Source organism: Microbacterium sp. Z6_144 (assembly GCF_057197625.1).
This window is the reverse complement of sequence record NZ_JBXVPT010000001.1, coordinates 2,198,283-2,213,112: the sequence shown is the minus strand read 5'-3', so window position 1 is coordinate 2,213,112 and position 14,830 is coordinate 2,198,283. Positions and strand designations below refer to the sequence as shown.

The window sequence follows — 14,830 nt, the reverse complement described above, 5'->3', positions numbered from 1 at the left end:
GCGGATACGTCGTCCGAAATCCTTCGGCATACGGCGCTCGCGCGCGGTCAGGGTTCCGGATGCCCCGCGTCGTACCGGCGGAACCGGGGGTTGAGCCGGACGAGGACGCTGACGAGGGCGAGGATGACCAGGCCGCCGAGCAGCGGCGGGAACCACAGGGTCGTCAGCGTCGCGAGGGTGCCGGCGTACAGCGCTCCCAGACGGGGCCCGCCGGTGACGACGACGATGAACACGCCTTGGAGGCGTCCGCGGATGTTGTCGGGGACGGCCGCCTGCAGCATCGTGGAGCGGAAGATCGAGCTGATGTTGTCGGCGGCTCCCGCGAGGACGAGCGCCCCCATCCCGGCGATGATCAGGGCGACGTTGGCGGAGCCGTCGCTCACCTCGGGCGGGGCGAACGCACCGGACGCTGCGGCGGCGAGGATGACCCCGAACACGAGCATGGCGACGCCATACACGAGGATGGCCCGCTCGATCCCGAGCCCCTGGCGCTGCACCTGGCCGATCCGTCCGGAGAACAGACTCGAGAGGAGGACGCCGACCGCGACGGCGGACGTGAGCGCTCCGGTGGTGACCGCCCCGCCCCCCAGCAGCACGGCCCCGATCGCCGGGAACAACGCGACAGGGTGCCCGAACGTCATCGCCACGATGTCGAGGAGGAACTGCAGGCGGATGTTGGATGCGCGACGCAGAAACCGCCATCCGTCTTTCAGCGACTGCAGCCCGGCCGCGACGGCGTCGCCCTCCGGAGCGATCCGGGGGAGCGTCCACAGCCCGAGGAAGAGCCCGAGCATGAGGATGACATCGATGGTGTACGTCCAGGCGTACCCGGTGAACGCCACCAGGATGCCGGCGAGGGCCGGTCCGCCCATGGTCATCGCGCCAGTGGCGATGCCTTGGAGCGCCGCAGCGGAGGGCAGGAGGTCGCGCGTGATGAGGCGGGGGACGATCGCGGCGCGGGTGGCCATGACGACCGAGTTGGCGGCGGAGTTCACGACGCTCAGCAGATACAGCCACCCCACCGTCTCACCGCCTGTCCACGCGAGCGCGGCGAGCACCACGGTGGAGGCGAAGGTCACCGTGGCCGCCAGCAGGGCGACGAGACGGCGGTCGAACGCGTCTGCCAGCATCCCGCCGTACAGGCCGGCCACGATCATCGGTGCGAGCCCGGCGACCGCGATCATCGACACCGCGAAGGTGTCGCCGGTCAGCTCGTAGACGTGCAGCATGACAGCCACCACGGTGAGCTGACCGCCGAGCCCTGCCAGCGCCGAGCCCGCCCACAGGCGGGCGAACGCGGGAGTGCGCAGGGGCCGGAGGTCGATGAGGTGCTCGCGGCGAAGCCGGCGGGAACGAGCGGATCCCTCGTCCCCGCTCACGGGACGCGCGAGCGGACGGAATCGGGATGCCGGCGCATCCGTTCAGGCTATCGGGGGAGGCGAGGGCGGGTGCGCCGCCGCATCCGTTCGCTGGTAGACTTTCCCGGTTGCCGTTGGATCGGCCGCGGATAAACAGAGCTCACGCATCAGGCGTCGGGCGCCGCGCAACAAGCAGGAAGGGGATCCCATCTATGCCACTCGAATCTGATGCTAAGAAGGCGATCATCGACGAGTACGCGACGCACCCCGGTGACACCGGATCCCCCGAGGTGCAGGTCGCGATGCTGACGCAGCGCATCAAGGACCTCACAGAGCACCTGAAGGAGCACAAGCACGACCACCACTCGCGTCGTGGTCTGTTCCTGATGGTCGGTCAGCGCCGTCGTCTGCTCGGCTACCTCCAGGACATCGACATCGCGCGTTACCGCCGACTGATCGAACGTCTGGGACTCCGCCGCTAAGGCATCGCCTCCCGGCGTATATCGCACTTCTTCGAGGGCCGTCCCAGGTGTGGGGCGGCCCTCGTTTTGCGTTCGGCGGCACACTTGTGAATGCCCGGAGACGCGGATACGTTGTGGATGCCGGGGGAATTCGGGCGACGTCCTTCGGCTCATGAGGAGGCGCTCCGCATGAATTACGGGATCAGCATCCTCTTCCGCGCCATTCCTCTGCTGATGGGCGCCGTCTGCCTGGGGTTCGGGCTGTACGTCCTCAGCGGCGGCAGCGACGCGGGTCATTTCGTCGCAGGGCACGTGCTGACCGCGTTGACGGCCATCTGCATCGCACTGTTCACCACGGCGGCGATGATCATCCGTCAATTGACGAACACCTTCGCGCCGGCGTGGAAGGTCGTTCTCCCCGCGGTGGGCTACGGGGTCGCCCTCGCCACAGCCGCCTGGGGTCTCTGGCTCCGATCGGACGCGACGTCTGCTCAATCGTTCGTCGCCGGTCACGTCGTGTTCGGGGTCGGGCTGGTTGCCGCCTGCGTGTCGACCGTCGGTGCCGCATCCAGCGCGTTCACGCTGATCCCGCGGAACGCCGCGGGCAGTCGCAGCGACGGCGCGCCCGCGGAGGCCTACAGCAGGTCGGCGGCCTGGGCGCTACTCAGCGTGCCCGTCGCAGCGACGTTCATCGCCGGAGCCTGGGCGGTGGTGCTGCTGGCAGGTGGGGCGCAGGCTGATCACTATGTCGCCGGGCACGTGCTGCTCGGACTGACCGCGATCTGCTCGAGTCTGATCGCGCTGGTGGGCACCGTCGTGCGACAGGTGCGCAATCAGTTCGACGAACCGGAGCGCTGGTCGTGGTCGATCTGGGTGCTGGTCATGGGAACCGGCACCATCGTGTGGGGGCTGTTCGTACTGTTCGGCTCGAACCGCCCGGAGCGGATCGCACCTGGCTGCATCCTGCTCGGGCTCGGCTTGATCTGCTTCAGCATCATCTCGAAGGTCTGGCTGCTCGCCTCGGTATGGCGCCGCGACTTCCCGCTGGCCAACAGAGTGCCGATCATCCCGATCATGACCTGTCTGACCTGCCTCTTCTTCGCGGCGTTCCTGGCGGAGGCGGCCACGACCGACCCGAACTTCTTCGTTCCCGCCCGCGTCCTCACAGGGCTCGGGGCGGTCTGCTTCACGCTGTTCTCCATCGTCTCGATCCTCGAGGCGGGCACCTCGAAGGACTCCTGACCCCGCTCTGGCCTCGTCCCGTGGCCCTGTCGCCCCGTCGCCGAGGCTGCAGCCGAACCCGAACGAGGCCCGCTCGCAGTCTCGCGGTCGAGACGGAGCGCGGGGGAGAGTGCGCGAGCGTCAGGAAGACGCGGATGAGGCGGCGCGGGCGGCGACGAGGTCGGGGTGGTGGATGGCCGCCACGTCGGGGTGTGCCCGCAGGCGCGACTTCAGCGCGTTCTCGCCGTAGGTCGCGTGGATGCGGTTCGACGGGTCATCCGTCACACCCCGCGCCTCGGCGGCGAGCTCGGCGGGGAGCTGGATGATGGGCAGCGTCGCATCCAGCGCCGGGTTGAAGAAGAACGGCACCGAGATGCGCTCGTCGGGGTAGCGCGGCGAGATGACGCGATGGTTCGTGGCCGTGAGGTAGCCCTGCGTCGCGTACTCGAGGAGTTCGCCGATGTTCACCACGAATGCGCCGGGCACCGGCGGAGCATCCACCCATTCCCCATCCCGCTGCACCTGCAACCCGCCCTTGCCCGGCTCGACCCACAGGAGCGTGAGCACGCCGGAGTCCTTGTGCGCTCCCACCCCCTGCTGCGGGGTCGGGTCCTCCTTGCCCGGGTATCGCACGATCTTGATGAGGGTGGAGGGCTCGCCGAAGTGCCGGTCGAAGTACGACTCCTCGGCTCCCAAGGACAGCGCCCATGCGCGCAGGAGCTTTCGCGCCACCCCGGTGAGGTGGTCGTGCCACTCGGTCACGACCTCCCGCAGCTCGGGCTGAGCGGCCGGCCACAGGTTGGGGCCGATCAGCCGGGCGTAGTCGGGGGCGTCGGGTTCGGCGACGGCCTCACGCTCCGGGCCGATGTCGATCTGCTCGCGCCAGTCCACCTTGCCCTGCGTGCGCTCGCCGCCGACACGCGTGTAGCCGCGGAAATGCGGGCTCTGCACGTTCTCGATCGCGAGCTTGTCTGCCTCGGGGAGGGCGAAGAAGTCCTTGGCGCCCTGCAGCAGACGGGCCTCGAGCTCCGGCGTCACGCCCGTGCCGACGAGATAGAAGAACCCGACGTCATGGGTCGCGGCGCGGAGCTCCTCGCGGAAGCGCTGGGCGGCGTCGGGACCCTGGTCCAGAAGCGACAGATCGAGGACGGGAAGGTTCAGGTCGGACATGCCCCGAGGCTAGATCTCCGTGCGCCGTGGCGCACGAATGTTGCCCCGCGTTACCGGCCGGTCGGTCCGGGATCCGCCGGGAGCGGGCGAGGATCTTCCCGCGGCCGGCGTGACCCGGTGGGGTCGTCCCGGTGGCCTTCCCGCGTCGCCAGCGCGGGATCTGCGAACAGCCAGCCCGGCCGGGGCTCCACCAGGGGCCGGAACACCCTGCGCACCGGGCTCGTCGCCAGTCCCAACGCGACGAGGACGCTGGCGACGATCACGATCGGCAGCCACAGCCACGTCGGCTCGAGGTCGCGCAGCACACCCGACTCGCGGAAGGGATACAGCACGAACGAGTGCAGAAGGTAGACGTACATGGTGTACCTGCCGAAGTGCGTCCACCACGTCTGCCGTCGTGGCAGGAGGGTGAAGAACGCCGTGCACAAGATGACGGCGACCGCGATCAGCAGCAGACGCACGCCGCCACCCCACCACTGCGGCCCGACGAGAACGGAGTATGCGTCGTCGTAGAACAGCCACGTCCGGAGGTCGACACCGCGCCAGAGGTCCACGAAGAACCAGCTGACGAGAGCTCCGATGACGAAGGCTGCGATCGATGCCGCGACGACCCACCACGGGCGCCGTCCGAGCAGGCGGAACCGCTCGACGATGTCGTGCTCGCGCAGCCACCAGCCCAGCGTGAAGAAAGGCAGCAGTCCGAGGGTGCGGGTGAGTGCGAACGTGGAGTCGACGTTGGGGAGGTAGCCCACACCGATGGAGATCACGACCGTCCACAGCAGCGGCCAGCGCAGGAGCGCGAGGTACGGCAGCACGAGGCGGAAGATGCCGAGCGCGAGGAGGAACCACAGCGTCCATGAGGGCTGGGTGAGGTTGGGGTTCGCCTGACCCTCGACGAACCACTTCGTCATCGTCCACAGGGCTTCGAAGATGACATACGGCACCACGATGTCGGTCAGGATGCGCGCCATCTGCAGCCGGGTGGGTGTTCCGGACTTCGAGAAGTACCCCGAGATGATCGCGAAGGCCGGTATATGGAAGGCGTACACGAGGAGATAGAGCGCGAGAGCGACATCGGAGTCGTAGGTCAGTCGTTGTGTCGCGTGGCCGAGGACGACGAGCACGATGCACGCGAAGCGGGCGTTGTCCCAGAACGGAACGCGTCGCCGCGGGCGCGCCGTGGTCGCGGTGCCGGTGGGGGATGCCGGGTCGGCGGGGGTGGAGGCGTCGCTCATGTCCGCGCCACACTATCTCGGCCGGTCACCGCGCCGACCCCCCTTGCACGGAGGGCGAGGGGATAATGTACCGCCAGATGACCACCCTCGACGATGCATCCCGTCGCGACCGCGCGCTGTCGGACCTCGACTGGCGCGTGCTGCCCGTGGGGGCGGAGAGCGACGTGTTCGCCGCACCCAGCGGTCCGCTCGCGCGCGTGGCCATGGGGTCCGGGGAACGCGGCCGGGTCGTACTCGTTCCCGGGGCGACCGGGTCCAAGGAAGACTTCACCCTGATGCTGCCGCTGCTGGCCGACGCGGGGTACCGGGCGGAAGCGTTCGATCTCGCCGGGCAATACGAGTCGTACCGGGCTGGTCCCGAACGTCTTGATCCACCGCGTGCACATTACGACTACGACCTCTTCGTCAACGACCTGGTCGCGGTGCTCGAAGGTGGGGCGGCGCCCGCACACGTCGTGGGCTACTCCTTCGCCGGCCTCGTCGCGGAGGTGGCCCTTTCGCGGCGTGGCGACCTCTTCGCCTCCCTCACGCTTCTGTCGACGCCGCCGGCGACGGGAAACGTCTTTCGCGGGATCAAGCGCATCGGACGGCTCAGTGCACTGACATCCGGTCGGGGAGGGGCGACGCTGATGCTCTGGGGCATCCGCAACAACCTCAACGGCGTGCCGCCGCGACGCCTGGCGTTCGTGCGGGAGCGGTTCGCGCTGACCCGACGCGAGAGCGTCGATGACATCGTCGGCCTGATGATGCGCATGCCCGACGTCGCGTCGGACGTGCGCAATGCCGGCGTTCCCGTCCTTTCCGCGGTCGGTTCGCACGACCTCTGGCCCACTGCCCAGCACCGCGCCTACGCCCGGCGCATCGGTGCACGCTCGGCCGTGTACGACACGGGGCACAGTCCGTGCGAGACCGCACCGCACCAGGTGGTCCGCGACCTGGTGGACCTGTTCGCCACCGCGTGAGCGGGAATAACCTCGGGAACGACGCGTTACACGGGATATATTCACGCGCATATAATCCGAGCGTGGAAGACACGGGAGAAGACGTGAACGAGAAGACCTGGCCGGGCATGCAGTTCGGCATCATGACGGTGAGCGACATCACGGAAGACCCCACGACGGGGCGGACTCCCAGCGAGGCGGAGCGGATCCAGGCGACCCTGACGATCGCCAAGCACGCGGAGGAGGTGGGCCTCGACGTCTTCGCGCTGGGGGAGCACCACAACCCGCCGTTCTGGTCGTCCTCGCCCACGACCACGCTGGCCTACATCGCGGCGCAGACCGACCGCCTCATCCTCACCACCTCCACGACGCTGATCACCACGAACGACCCGGTGAAGATCGCCGAGGACTTCGCGATGCTGCAGCACGTGTCCGGCGGCCGCGTCGACCTCATGCTCGGCCGTGGGAACACCGGCCCCGTCTACCCCTGGTTCGGCAAGGACATCCGCCAGGGCCTGCCCCTCACCATCGAGAACTACGACCTGCTGCACCGCCTGTGGCGTGAGGACGTCGTGGACTGGGAGGGGAAGTTCCGCACGCCGCTGCAGGGCTTCACCTCCACCCCGCGGCCGCTGGACGGCGTGCCGCCGTTCGTGTGGCACGGCTCCATCCGCACCCCCGAGATCGCCGAGCAGGCCGCGTACTACGGCAACGGATTCTTCGCCAACAACATCTTCTGGCCCAAGGAGCACTACCAGCGCCTGATCACGCTGTATCGCGAGCGGTTCGCGCACTACGAGCACGGGACGCCGGAGCAGGCGATCGTCGGGCTCGGCGGGCAGGTGTTCATGCGCGCCCACTCGCAGGATGCCGTGCGCGAGTTCCGCCCGTACTTCGACAACGCTCCGGTGTACGGCCACGGCCCCAGCCTCGAGGACTTCACGGAGATGACGCCGCTGACCGTGGGTTCGCCCCAGCAGGTCATCGATCGCTACGCCGGCATGCGTGACGCGTTCGGGGACTACCAGCGCCAGCTGTTCCTTCTCGATCACGCCGGCCTTCCGTTGAAGACGGTGCTGGAGCAGCTCGACATCCTCGGCGGCGAGGTCGTGCCCGTCCTCCGCAGGGAGCTGGCGCAGAACCGGCCGGCGACGGTACCGGATGCTCCCACCCACGCCAACCTGGTCGCCGCCGCCTACGGCGAGGGCGCGCCCCGGGAGGCGCGCCCGAAGGCCAACCGGGGCGACAACCTCACCGACGGATCCCCGTACCGCGACACCGCCGCATCCGCCGGCAGCGCGTTCGGCGCCGCGGCAGCCCGGACGGGGGCCTGACATGGCCGTCCGTCGCATCGCCGTGGTGACAGCCGGCTTGTCGAACCCCTCATCGACGCGCATGCTGGCCGATCGGCTGGCCGCCGCCTCCGTCGCGGCTCTGCGCGCGACGTCCACGCCGTCCGACCCTGACGGGATCGATGCCGAGGTGGACGTGTTCGAGCTGCGGGACTATGCGCACGACATCGTCAACAACCTCCTGACGGGCTTCGCCCCGCCGGCGCTGGAGTCGATGATCAACGCCGTGGTGTCGGCCGACGCGATCATCGCGGTCACGCCGATCTTCTCCACCAGCTATTCGGGGCTGTTCAAGTCGTTCGTCGACCTCCTCGACCCCGACGCGTTGACCGGGGTGCCGGTCCTGCTCGGGGCGAACGCCGGAACGGCGCGGCACTCGCTCGCGATCGATTACGCACTGCGTCCGCTGTTCACCTATCTGCACGCGAACCCGGTGCCCACCGGGGTGTTCGCGGCCTCGAGCGACTGGGGGGCCGCCGCCGACCAGGTCGCTCCGCTCGGGGTGCGGGTGGAGCGGGCCGCACGGGAACTGGCCGCAGCCGTGTCCACCCGCGAGGCGGCGCACGGCGACGACCCGTACGACCCGTCGTCCTACCTCGGTGAGGGGCGCTCGTTCGGCCACCTTCTCGGCGGGCTCGCGGGGGAGTAGCCGGGCGCGTGCAGCGGATCGTCAAGGAGCGCGCCGACGCGCCGGCGGGATTCTTCGAAGCCGAGGCGGCGGGGCTGGAGTGGCTCGCCGCCGCCGGTGGGGTGCCGGTGGCGCGCGTGCTGGAGGTGTCGCCCGGGCGCATCGTCCTGGAGCGCGTGGCCGATGGGCGACCCGATGCCGCAGCGGCCGCGGCCTTCGGCCGCGCGCTCGCCGACACCCACAGCGCAGGAGCCGACGGGTTCGGCGCACCACCGCCGGGATGGGCAGGGCCCACGTTCATCGGTCGCCGTCGCCAGCCCTGCGAGCCCACCTCCACGTGGGGGTCGTTCTACGCCGCACAGCGGGTGCTGCCGTTCCTCCCGCCGGCCGTCGAGGCCGGGAATCTCACCGCGGTCGAAGCGGGGCTCGTCGCGGACGCCTGCGCGGCCATCGCCGACGGGGCGTTCGACGACGGGGATCCGCCCGCGCGGCTGCACGGCGACCTGTGGGCCGGCAACGTCCTCTGGAGTCCTGACGGCGTGGTCCTCATCGACCCGGCCGCCCACGGCGGGCACCGGGAAACGGATCTGGCGATGCTCGCCCTGTTCGGGTGCCCGTTCCTCGACGTGGTTCGCGACGCGTACCACGCGCGCTCGCCGCTGCGGGCGGGCTGGCGTGACCGCATCCCGCTGCATCAGCTGCATCCCCTCGCCGTGCACGCCGCCGGGCACGGGAGGTCCTATGGCCGCGCGCTGGCCGACGCCGCGGGTCGCACCCTCGACCTGATCCGCTGATCCGTCGGCACGCGCCGGGACGGATGCTGCGGCCTGGTTGCGCGCGGATGCCCCGCGGATCCGGTTCAAAACTCAGGAGATCCGTGGCTGCGGTGGCCGCGGGGGCGGGTCTGTGCGGCGTGTCTCCTGAATTTTGAACAGGTGAGTTTCGACCGCCGACGACGAGCCGTCAGGTGGGAGCTGGTTCAGGCGGGACATCCTGCCGTGGCTGTGGCGCCTTGATGCGCGGACGCACGGCCGGCGATGGGCACGTCGCCACACACCACGACTACGTGCAGCTTCCCGGAGGCGGCGCGCGCGGCCGCATCCGCAGCCTCTGAACGCCGCCTCCGGGGCTGCGGTCAGCCGCTCTTGCGGCGGAACTCGCGCTTCATGTTGGCCGCCCCGTGCGCACCGTGCACGGGCGAGTCGCCGTCGAGGTGGGCCTCGCCGCTGCGGCTCGCCGCGTTCTTCTTGTCGAGCGCTTCACGGAACTTGCGCTTCATCTCATCGGATGCGGCGCCCTCTGGTTTGCCGTCGGTGCTCATGGTCCCAGCCTAGGCGCGGGGCTCGGGTCAGTACCACCCGGTGTGCTGGGAGTGCTCCCAGGCCCCGCACGGGGCCCCGTATCGGGCCTTGATGTACGCCAGCCCCCAGGAGATCTGCGTCGCCGCGCTGGTGCGCCAGTCGGGGCCGGCCGAGGCCATCTTCGCCCCCGGAAGCGCCTGAGGGATCCCGTAGGCGCCGCTGGAGCGGTTGAGGGCTTCCACGCGCCAGCCCGATTCGCGGTTCCACAGCGAAACGAGGCACCCGAACTGATCTTCGCCCCATCCGTAGCGGCCGATCGCACCGCGCGCGTGCGCCTGTGCCTGGCTGGGGGACATGACCACGCCTGCTCCGGGTGCCGGGGCGGGTGCCGGTGCCGGAGCCGGGGCCGGGGCCGGTGCGGGCGGGGCAGGTGCGGGCGGGGCAGGTGCGGGGGCAGGTGCGGCTGCCGGTGGGGGAGTGTGCGGTGCCGGGCCACCCGCGGCGGGTATCGCCGGCGCGGGCGCGGTCACGCCGCCGCCCGCAGCGCCACCGGGGGCGGCGGCATCCGCAGCGGCTCGCTCCGCGAGATGCGCCTGTCTCTCGCGGGTCACGGTCGTCCCGCGAGCGGCCGCCAGGCGCGCGTACGCGGCGTCGAGCGCACTCTGGGCGGCGGCGACGGCTGCGGTCTCTGCATCCGCCTCCCCGCGTGCCGCCGCGGCGGCGACCTCAGCCTCGGCGGCGAGCTGTTCGTGCTCCCGCGCTGCTGCGCCGGCCTGCTCCCGCAGGGCGGCGACGACGGACGCCGCCGATCGCGCGGCGTAGGCCGAACGCGCCGAGGCCTCCGTCACGCGCTCGAGGACGCCGAGGCGTCGGAGGAGCGACTCGGGGTCGGACGTGGTGAGCAGCTGTGCGAGGACGAGGCCGTCCGACGCCGACCGGTAAAGGCTCGCGGCCACGGTGCCGAATTGCTCCCGCCTCCGGATGAGCTCGCTCTCGGCGTGTGTCGTCTGCGACTCCAGCGCCTCCGCGCGCGCGGCCGCTGCATCCGCGTCCGCGCGGGAGAGCGTCGCGACGGTGGTCGCGTTGAGTGCGCGCACCGAGGCGGATGCGGCCGAGGACTCCACCGCCATGATTTCCGCCCTCAGGTCGGCGACGGTCGCGGGTCTCGCCGGCTGAGTCGCGGCGGATGCGGGGAGGCCCGACAGCCCGAGGGCGAGGACGAGGGCGCACGCCGCACCGCTGTGACGGATGTGACGTACGAGGCCCATGAGGTCACCGTAGAGGAGAAGCGGGCACGCCGCACCAGGGATTCCGGCGCCCCCTCTCAGGCGGTGGGAGGGTGCGGCTGATACGCTGGTGGGGGTTGCCGATTCCGGCACCCGCTCAATTCCATATGAGCTGCGGAGCAGGCCGGCAGACGCTGGTCCCCTGTGGTGGATCCCCATCCGTATCGGATGGTGGTCGTCTACTGGTGGCCAGATGCCCGGTACCGCGCCGACTTGTCGTCGCGCGCCCTTCTGCCTGTTCCTGCTCCTTCGTATGTTCGCTCGCGGCCCACATGGGGTGGCGAGCCTAAACAAAGAAGGAGGGACCTCTTGGAAGGTCCAGAAATCACCGCCGCCGAGGCCGTTCTCGATAACGGCCGTTTCGGCACCCGCACCGTCCGGTTCGAGACCGGTCGCCTCGCCCAGCAGGCGCAGGGCGCTGTCGCCGCCTACCTCGACGAGGAGACGATGCTCCTCTCGGCCACCAGCGCCGGAAAGCACCCGCGTGAAGGCTTCGACTTCTTCCCGCTGACCGTCGACGTCGAAGAGCGCTCGTACGCCGCGGGCAAGATCCCCGGCTCGTTCTTCCGCCGTGAGGGCCGGCCCTCCACCGAGGCCATCCTCGTGTGCCGCCTGATCGACCGGCCGCTGCGTCCGTCCTTCGTCGAAGGCCTCCGCAACGAGGTCCAGATCGTCGTGACGATCCTCTCGATCGCGCCGGGCGAGTTCTACGACGCCCTCGCCATCAACGCCGCGTCCCTCTCGACGCAGATCTCAGGTCTGCCGTTCTCGGGTCCGATCGCCGGTGTGCGCCTCGCGCTCATGCCCGGTTCCGGCGACAACGCCGACCAGTGGATCGCCTTCCCGACCGTCTCGCAGCTCGAGGACGCCGTCTTCGACCTCATCGTCGCCGGCCGTGTCATCACCGATGCCGACGGCAACGAGGATGTCGCGATCATGATGGTGGAGGCCGAAGCCACCGAAGGCAGCTGGAACCTCATCAAGGCCGGCGCGACCAAGCCCAACGAGCAGGTCGTCGCTGAGGGCCTCGAGGCCTCGAAGCCCTTCATCAAGCAGCTCGTCGCGGCGCAGAACGTCGTCGCGAACACGGCGGCCAAGCCGATCAAGGAGTTCCCGGTCTTCCTGCCGTACAGCCAGCAGACCTACGACTTCGTCGCCGGGCGCGCCTACGACAAGCTCGTGCCGATCTACCAGATCGCCGACAAGATCGAGCGGCAGAACGCCGACGACGAGCTGAAGGAGGCCGTCCGGGCCGAACTTCTCGCCGCCGTCGAGGCGGGGGAGCTGCCCGCCGTGGCGACGCTGGAGTTCTCAGCGGCCTACAAGTCGGTCACCAAGGTGATCGTCCGTGGGCGCATCCTCGCCGAGGGCGTGCGTATGGACGGTCGTGGTCTGGCGGACATCCGTCCGCTCGATGCCGAGGTGCAGGTCATCCCGCGCGTCCACGGTTCCGCGATCTTCCAGCGCGGCGAGACCCAGATCCTGGGTGTCACCACGCTGAACATGCTCAAGATGGAGCAGCAGATCGATTCGCTGTCGCCGGTGACGCGCAAGCGCTACATGCACCACTACAACTTCCCGCCGTACTCGACCGGTGAGACCGGTCGTGTGGGAAGCCCGAAGCGTCGCGAGATCGGCCACGGCTTCCTCGCCGAGCGCGCTCTCGTTCCCGTGCTGCCGAGCCGCGACGAGTTCCCGTACGCGATCCGTCAGGTCTCCGAAGCTCTCGGGTCCAACGGGTCGACGTCGATGGGCTCCGTCTGCGCATCGACCCTGTCGCTCCTGAACGCGGGTGTGCCGCTGCGCGCACCCGTCGCCGGTATCGCCATGGGCCTGGTGACCGACCAGGTCGACGGCCAGACGCGCTACGCCGCGCTGACCGACATCCTCGGCGCCGAAGACGCCCTCGGTGACATGGACTTCAAGGTCGCCGGCACGAGCGAATTCGTCACCGCGATCCAGCTCGACACGAAGCTCGACGGCATCCCGTCGTCGGTCCTCACCGCCGCGCTGCAGCAGGCCCACGAGGCCCGCCTGACGATCCTCGGCGTCCTCAACGCCGCGATCGACGCTCCGGACGAGATGGCTCCCACGGCGCCGCGCGTCATCAGCGTGCAGATCCCGGTCGACAAGATCGGCGAGCTCATCGGCCCCAAGGGCAAGACGATCAACGCCATCCAGGACGCCACCGGCGCCGACATCTCCATCGAGGAGGACGGCACCGTCTACATCGGCGCGACCGATGGTCCCGCCGCCGAGGCGGCGCGTGCCCAGGTGAACGCGATCGCCAACCCCTCCAACCCGGAGATCGGCGAGCAGTTCCTCGGCACGGTCGTCAAGATCGCGACGTTCGGCGCGTTCATCTCGCTGGTGCCCGGCAAGGACGGCCTGCTGCACGTCAGCGAGGTTCGCAAGCTCGCCGGTGGCAAGCGTGTGGAGAACGTCGAAGACGTGCTCAACGTCGGTCAGAAGCTGCTCGTGCGCATCACCAAGATCGACGACCGCGGCAAGCTGTCGCTCGAGCCGGTCGTCGAAGAGGCCGCCGAGGTCGAGGCTCCGGCCGATGCTCCGGCCGAGGCCGCTGTGGAGGCGCCCGCCGAGGTCTGAGTTCCTCGCAAAGACGATGCCCGCCCCGCTTCCGCGGGGCGGGCATCGTCTTTGGCGAAAGCGTTACGGAATATTTACCGCCATGCCGTCGCAATCGCCCGGAGCGTCGGAGGCAGGCCATACCCTCGTACTACGCGCCGGGGCGCGCGGTTCACCACTGGATCCGCGCTCGCCGGCCTCAGCTGGGGAGTGCACCATGTCGGGCTCGAGCGTCGGTCAACCGGCCTCCGCGAGTCTGCGTTCGCACGTTCCGGCGCATCCGTCGGCACCCATCCCCGTGCAGGGCCCCGCGCTCGGCGAGGGTGTGCGCGTGCCGCTGGGGGAGTCGGGGCTCGATGTCTTCCCGCTCGCGCTGGGCGGGGCCGAGTTCGGGTGGAACGTCGACGTCGACGACAGCCACAGCATCCTGGACACGTACGCCGCACTCGGCGGCAACCTGCTGCACACCGCCGACAGCTTCTCCGCCGGGCGCAGCGAGTACATCATCGGGCAGTGGATGCGTTCGCGCGGAACGCGCGGTGACATGGTCGTCGCCGTCCGCGTCGGTCGTCACCCCGACAATCCCGGGCTCGGGTCGGTCAACCTGGTGCGCGCGGTGGAGGCGTCCCTGACGCGTCTGGACATCGAACGCATCGATGTGCTCTACCTGGATGCGAAGTCGGGTGAGTCGGTGCCGCTGGAAGACACCCTGGCTACCGCGGAGTGGCTCGTGGAAGCCGGCAAGGTCCACACGGTCGGGGCCTACGGATACACCGCCGCCCAACTCGTCGAGGCCCGCATCCTCGCGGCGGCGGGCTACCCCCGCATCACCGTGCTCGACGTCCCGTACAACGTGCTGCGCCGTGACGAGTTCGACGGCGACCTCCGCCTGGTCGCCGGCGCGCAGGGGATGGCCGTCACGCCCTCGCACGCGCTCGAGCACGGCTTCCTCGCCGGGGTGCAGCGGCGCCGCCCGCGCGATGTGCGTTCGGTTCGAGGCGCGCAGATGGCCGCCAGCCTCACGCGGCGCGGCAGTCGCACCCTGCGGGCGCTGGACGGCGTGGCCGAGGAGTTGAGCGTCCCGGTCGCCGCAGTGGCCATCGCGTGGTTGCTCGCGCAGCGCATCGTCACGGCGCCCATCGTCAACGCCTTCACGCGCGAGCACGTGGAAGAACTCGTGCAGGGCGTGGGCATCCGGCTGAGCCGGGCTCACCTCTCCGACATCGCTCGCGCCGCTGCCTGAGCGCACCGCCGGGATGCGTCTCACACCGTCATCCGCCACCGCCCCTGA

The 14,830-nt window shown here is 69.9% G+C and carries 13 protein-coding genes; 8 read left to right on the top strand and 5 right to left on the bottom strand.

Annotated elements, in window-relative coordinates; translation table 11 throughout:
• Positions 1-47: 47 nt before the first annotated feature.
• On the bottom strand, positions 48-1,379 hold the full coding sequence (locus tag AC2DGY_RS10835; protein WP_484509695.1) for an MFS transporter: 1,332 nt from the start codon (positions 1,377-1,379) through the stop codon (positions 48-50).
• 191 nt (positions 1,380-1,570) lie between these two features.
• On the opposite strand from AC2DGY_RS10835, the gene rpsO reads away from it, so the two are divergent.
• Entirely contained in the window at positions 1,571-1,840 is a 270-nt protein-coding gene (gene rpsO / locus AC2DGY_RS10830) for a 30S ribosomal protein S15 (RefSeq protein WP_484509694.1), read from the top strand.
• Between the two features lie 168 nt (positions 1,841-2,008).
• Entirely contained in the window at positions 2,009-3,061 is a 1,053-nt protein-coding gene (locus AC2DGY_RS10825) for a DUF2776 family protein (RefSeq protein ID WP_484509693.1), read from the top strand.
• A gap of 120 nt (positions 3,062-3,181) precedes the next feature.
• Here the strand turns inward: AC2DGY_RS10825 and AC2DGY_RS10820 are convergent, their stop codons facing one another.
• Positions 3,182-4,210, bottom strand: a complete 1,029-nt coding sequence (locus tag AC2DGY_RS10820) for an isopenicillin N synthase family dioxygenase (RefSeq protein WP_484509692.1) — start codon at positions 4,208-4,210, stop codon at positions 3,182-3,184.
• A 50-nt stretch (positions 4,211-4,260) separates the two neighbouring features.
• A complete protein-coding gene (locus AC2DGY_RS10815) occupies positions 4,261-5,445 on the bottom strand; it encodes an acyltransferase family protein (protein ID WP_484509691.1) in 1,185 nt (394 codons plus the stop codon).
• 77 nt (positions 5,446-5,522) lie between these two features.
• Here AC2DGY_RS10815 and AC2DGY_RS10810 point away from each other — a divergent pair, with 77 nt between their 5' ends.
• From AC2DGY_RS10810 to AC2DGY_RS10795, 4 genes are all read left to right on the top strand, one after another.
• Entirely contained in the window at positions 5,523-6,407 is an 885-nt protein-coding gene (locus AC2DGY_RS10810; RefSeq protein ID WP_484509690.1) for an alpha/beta fold hydrolase, read from the top strand.
• Positions 6,408-6,514: 107 nt separating this feature from the next.
• Positions 6,515-7,720 (top strand): LLM class flavin-dependent oxidoreductase, encoded by a 1,206-nt coding sequence (locus AC2DGY_RS10805; RefSeq protein ID WP_484510007.1) that lies wholly within the window; start codon positions 6,515-6,517, stop codon positions 7,718-7,720.
• A 1-nt stretch (position 7,721) separates the two neighbouring features.
• Positions 7,722-8,387: a CE1759 family FMN reductase gene (locus AC2DGY_RS10800; protein WP_484509689.1), complete on the top strand. Its 666-nt coding sequence runs from the start codon at positions 7,722-7,724 to the stop codon at positions 8,385-8,387.
• A 17-nt stretch (positions 8,388-8,404) separates the two neighbouring features.
• Positions 8,405-9,160: a fructosamine kinase family protein gene (locus AC2DGY_RS10795; RefSeq protein ID WP_484510006.1), complete on the top strand. Its 756-nt coding sequence runs from the start codon at positions 8,405-8,407 to the stop codon at positions 9,158-9,160.
• Between the two features lie 341 nt (positions 9,161-9,501).
• Here the strand turns inward: AC2DGY_RS10795 and AC2DGY_RS10790 are convergent, their stop codons facing one another.
• Positions 9,502-9,687, bottom strand: a complete 186-nt coding sequence (locus AC2DGY_RS10790) for a DUF5302 domain-containing protein (protein ID WP_484509688.1) — start codon at positions 9,685-9,687, stop codon at positions 9,502-9,504.
• 27 nt (positions 9,688-9,714) lie between these two features.
• Positions 9,715-10,935, bottom strand: a complete 1,221-nt coding sequence (locus AC2DGY_RS10785) for an aggregation-promoting factor C-terminal-like domain-containing protein (protein WP_484509687.1) — start codon at positions 10,933-10,935, stop codon at positions 9,715-9,717.
• Between the two features lie 327 nt (positions 10,936-11,262).
• Between AC2DGY_RS10785 and AC2DGY_RS10780 the strand changes: the two genes are divergently transcribed.
• Together AC2DGY_RS10780 and AC2DGY_RS10775 are read left to right on the top strand one after the other, a co-directional pair.
• Positions 11,263-13,560, top strand: coding sequence for a polyribonucleotide nucleotidyltransferase (locus AC2DGY_RS10780; protein ID WP_484509686.1), 2,298 nt, complete (start codon positions 11,263-11,265; stop codon positions 13,558-13,560).
• A 196-nt stretch (positions 13,561-13,756) separates the two neighbouring features.
• Positions 13,757-14,782 carry an aldo/keto reductase gene (locus tag AC2DGY_RS10775; protein WP_484509685.1) on the top strand — a complete coding sequence of 342 codons (1,026 nt, stop codon included), beginning with the start codon at positions 13,757-13,759 and terminating at the stop codon, positions 14,780-14,782.
• Positions 14,783-14,830 lie beyond the last annotated feature (48 nt).